Here is a 4,468-nt window from a genome sequence, read left to right as displayed (position 1 = left end):
CCGAACACAGCAGTTAAGCCCTTCAGGGCCGATGGTACTTGGAGCTCACGCTCCTGGGAGAGTAGGTCGTTGCCAGATTAATTTTTAAAACCCTACAGTTGCAATAACTGTAGGGTTTTGTTATGTATAGATACGTGTCTATAGGGGCTTCTCATAAGTTCGCTGAACTTTTGGAAGGCCTCTTTTTTCATGTCCTTGGTTTCTATATATTCTGCCAATAATTAATAAAATCTAAATTATTGATTAAACTAGTTGTAATTGAAAATATAGCTTAAGTTAATAGTCCGTATTTTTTTGACTAGAATTCATAGGATACGTTGAATCAAGTAAAGGAATTTACTGCTAATAATTTATAAGGCTGGTATCTAATGAAAATTGCTATTATTGGAGCAGGACTAGGTGGTCTTGCCTGCGCCCTGGAGTGCGAGAGATTAGGAATAATACCGGATGTTTTTGAACGTGATGAGTCTGTCGGGTGGCCTTATGTATGTATTGTCCACTGGCTTCATGTAATCCACAACAGCAAAGGTGATCTCCATAACTACCTAAGAGATAGGTTCGGTTTAGACTTAAAGCCTATAAATAGATGTACGGAATTAATAATGAGGTCGCAAAATAAAGAAACCAAGATCAAAGGTGATATCGGTTACATTATGAGGCGAGGTAAACATGTTGATTCTGTAGAAAATCAGCTATATCGTACCCTTAAAAGAACCCCGGTTCATTTTAATAGGCCAGCTGATTATAAAGAGCTGTCTAAGAAGTATGACTTCGTAGTTGTTGCTACTGGCAAAGAAACAGTTGCTAAAGAACTCGGTGTATGGAAAAGCATAGATATGGTTCACTTAAGAGGTGGACTTGCTTATGGTGCTTTTAACCCCACCAGTACAACCATTTACTTTAATATGAAACATGTTGGGCAGGGCCTTGCTAGGCTGGGACCTATAAATAGCACGCAGGCAATAGTGGGTATGTGTCATATTGGGGATGATGAACTGGAGATTGATAGGCATTATAAGGATTTTTTAGAGATCGAAGATTTAGAAGACCTTGAATTTGGTTACAAGTTTTCGATTCCAATGTGGACGGACGGACGAGTTAATAAATTTCAGGTCGATAATGTACTATTAGTAGGCCGTTCAGCAGGCTTAACAGAAAGATTTTTAGGAATGGGTGCAATTGAGGCGCTAATGAGCGGAACCTATGCTGCACGTGCAATGATAAAAGGGTTAGATTATTCCACCCTGGTTAAACCACTTCAGGACCATGTAGAGAATATCTCTTCTTTCAGAAAACCATTTGAGGGTCTTGATAATGATGGCTTGGATCGTTTAATCTCAGCAATAGATACACCCGTAATAAAGCAGCTAATATGTAATAGTGGCTTAAACTTTGTTGATTTTTTTGGCCCTATCCAGCGTCAGATTAATAAAGTAACCAATATTTTAAGTGGTAAAGAAATAGAAACTTAACTACCAAGCAATTATAGGAATACCCCGCTGGCGCAATGCAGCGGGGTTTGTTAATATATTAGTGGAAAACATAGGGGGTGGAATTACCAAATGTTAAAGGTAAATACGGAAGCATGTATCGGATGTGGGCAATGTGTTCAAGATTGTTTCCCCAATGATATAGAACGGATTGATGGCAAAGCGCAGGTTAAAAACAGAAACTGCATTAAGTGTGGGCATTGCATTGCTATCTGCCCCAAAAGAGCGATATCTACAGATGAATATAATATGGAAGAAGTAAAAGAGTATAATAGGGATGAATTTTCAGTGGGTGCTGAACAGTTATTAAACTTTATTAAATTTAGGAGAAGTGTGAGACAATTTCGGGATAAAGAAGTAGAAAAAGAAAAGATTTTACAGATCATAGAAGCTGGCAGGTTTACCCAAACGGGTAGCAATCTGCAGGATGTATCTTATATAGTGGTAAGGGAAGGACTACCGGAATTAAAAGCTTTAACCTATGAAACCTTAAAGAAAATGGGAGAACACCTGCTGGACCAGCCAACTCCAGGGGCTAAGCTGTTGAGAAGATATGCTAAGATGTGGGTTGACATGTACCAGGCATTTCAAAAAAATCCTCACGAAAACGATCGATTATTCTTTAATGCTCCAGCCATCATTATCGTTACTGCCAATTCCCAGATAAATGGGGCTCTGGCTTCCTCTAATATGGAGCTTATGACGAATGCCTTAGGACTAGGTACATTCTTCAGCGGCTTCTTTGTTAGGGCAGCCCAGCAAAGTAAAAAGATCATGGATTTTCTCAACATAGAAGGAGACAGGCAGGTTGTAACCTGTATGGTCATAGGCTATCCGAATGTAAAGTACTATAGAACTGTGCCAAGGAAAGAAGCGGCAATATACTGGAAATAATATTTGAAGCTTAATGGACATGATAGCGGAACATATTTTTACAAAGGAGATTACAGGAATGTACAGCTTTAAGAATGACTATAGTGAGGGTGCGCATCCCAGAATTTTGAACGCTTTACTAGAAACAAATATGGAACAGGTTGAAGGCTATGGCCTAGATCGTTATTCCTTGCAGGCCATTGAAATACTTAAACAAAGAATCAAGCGAAATGATATAGATATTCATTTTTTATCAGGCGGGACACAAACCAACCTTACTGCTTTGTCAGCATTTTTAAGACCTCATGAAGCGATTGTTGCAGCTAATACAGGTCATATTCTGGTTCACGAGACCGGAGCCATTGAGGCCACAGGGCATAAAATTATCTCCGTTGAGGTTAACGATGGTAAACTTAGATCCGAACAGGTTAAAACGGCTGTTGATATTCATGGGGATGAGCATATGGTTAAACCTAGGCTGGTCTATATTTCAAACCCAACAGAAATTGGCACCATCTATACAAAAGGCGAATTGGAACAGTTAAGCAGGTTTTGTCGAGAAAACAAATTGTTTTTATTCATGGACGGGGCTCGCCTGGGTTCGGCATTATGCTCAGAAGAAAATGACCTAACCCTTGCGGATATAGGGCAATTAGTTGATGCCTTTTATATTGGCGGGACTAAGAACGGTGCCCTCTTGGGTGAAGCCTTGGTAATTTGCAATGACCGGCTTAAAGATGATTTTAGATACCATTTAAAACAACGGGGAGCCATGCTGGCTAAAGGCAAAGTGTTAGGCATACAATTCCTGGAATTATTTAGAGATGATTTATTCTTTGATATGGCGAGACATGCCAATGAGATGGCTAATTTGCTAAGGCAGGAAATCAGCGGAGCAGGCTGCCAGTTACTAACGGATTCTCCCTCTAACCAGTTATTTCCCATACTACCAAATTATTTGATTGCCAAGCTTCAGGAAAATTACTCCTTCATAGTTTGGGAAAAAATAGATGAGGAACGCTCTGCTATACGTCTAGTCACTTCCTGGGCTACTAGAAAAGAGGCTGTTTTAGCTTTTATTGATGATCTGAAAAATAGTATAGCTAAATAGACTGCCCCCTTGATTTAAGGTGCAACTAAGTAGGAGTGTATGGTTGAGTCAACGATATACTCCTACCTAAATAACTGTTTTCATTAGGAGCAACAATGAACAATTTTAAAATGCTAATCCAATATGATGGTGGAAGGTATAAGGGCTGGCAAAGGCTAAAAAATAGTGAGAATACAATTCAGGGAAAAATAGAAAATGTATTATCGGAATTGGTAGGTAAAAAGGTTGAAATTATTGGCAGCAGTAGAACGGATGCCGGTGTGCATGCACTTGCTCAAATTGCCAATTTTAAGACGAATGAAAACCTGTCAGAAGCTGAAATAAAAACGTATTTAAATCGGTATTTACCCCAGGATATTAGTATTAGGGGAGTTACCCTAGTTCCAGAAGACTTTTATGCCAGGTATAATGCCAAAAGTAAAACCTACCTATATAAAATTTGGAACGAGGAATTTTCGAATCCTTTCCTGCGAAAATATAGTATGCATATTGAGAAAAAGCTAAATACCACCTTAATTAAAAAGGCTACTCAATATTTTATTGGTGAACATGATTTTACGGCCTTTTCAAATGCAAAGTCTAAGAAAAAGTCAATGGTCCGAGAAATATATTCGATTGATTTAGAAGAAAGTGCAGGTTTAATCCAAATCAGAATAAGTGGGAATGGATTTCTACATAATATGGTTAGAAAGATTATCGGAACGTTAATAGAAGTTGGATTAGGTGAAAAAGCTGCTGGGGATATACCTAAAATTTTAGCTTCCAAGGAACGAAATCTAACGGGTTGTATGGCAGATGCGGGTGGTTTGTTCTTGGAAAAGATAAATTATTAATGTTAAAAATTACTCTTGCAAAAGGCTCAACATGTGTGTTAAGATAACAAATGTCGCCGCAAGGTGACAAACAAAAATTACCACTTGCAACCAACGCAGAAAAAGTGGTAAGATATGATTCCACCGCCGATAAGGCAGTGAACAAACTACCAAAAACTTGC

At 38.6% G+C, this 4,468-nt stretch carries 4 protein-coding genes and 1 rRNA gene; all 5 read left to right on the top strand.

The annotated features are described in order from the left end of the window. A 5S ribosomal RNA gene (rrf, locus tag V6C11_RS00025) occupies positions 1–78 on the top strand; the annotation flags it as partial. A 290-nt stretch (positions 79–368) separates the two neighbouring features. Beyond that, complete coding sequence (locus tag V6C11_RS00020; RefSeq protein ID WP_333529037.1) at positions 369–1,472, top strand: NAD(P)/FAD-dependent oxidoreductase; 1,104 nt, start codon at positions 369–371, stop codon at positions 1,470–1,472. A 90-nt stretch (positions 1,473–1,562) separates the two neighbouring features. Beyond that, positions 1,563–2,384: a nitroreductase family protein gene (locus V6C11_RS00015; RefSeq protein ID WP_333529036.1), complete on the top strand. Its 822-nt coding sequence runs from the start codon at positions 1,563–1,565 to the stop codon at positions 2,382–2,384. A gap of 58 nt (positions 2,385–2,442) precedes the next feature. After that, positions 2,443–3,474: a threonine aldolase family protein gene (locus V6C11_RS00010; protein WP_333529035.1), complete on the top strand. Its 1,032-nt coding sequence runs from the start codon at positions 2,443–2,445 to the stop codon at positions 3,472–3,474. A 95-nt stretch (positions 3,475–3,569) separates the two neighbouring features. After that, positions 3,570–4,307 (top strand): tRNA pseudouridine(38-40) synthase TruA, encoded by a 738-nt coding sequence (gene truA / locus V6C11_RS00005; RefSeq protein ID WP_333529034.1) that lies wholly within the window; start codon positions 3,570–3,572, stop codon positions 4,305–4,307. The last annotated feature ends 161 nt before the right edge of the window (positions 4,308–4,468 follow it).

The organism is Desulfotomaculum sp. 1211_IL3151 (genome assembly GCF_036763075.1).
Lineage (GTDB): Bacteria > Bacillota > Desulfotomaculia > Desulfotomaculales > Desulfotomaculaceae > Desulfotomaculum.
The sequence above is the reverse complement of the archived record's forward strand: the minus strand, read 5'-3'. Positions and strand labels throughout refer to the sequence as shown.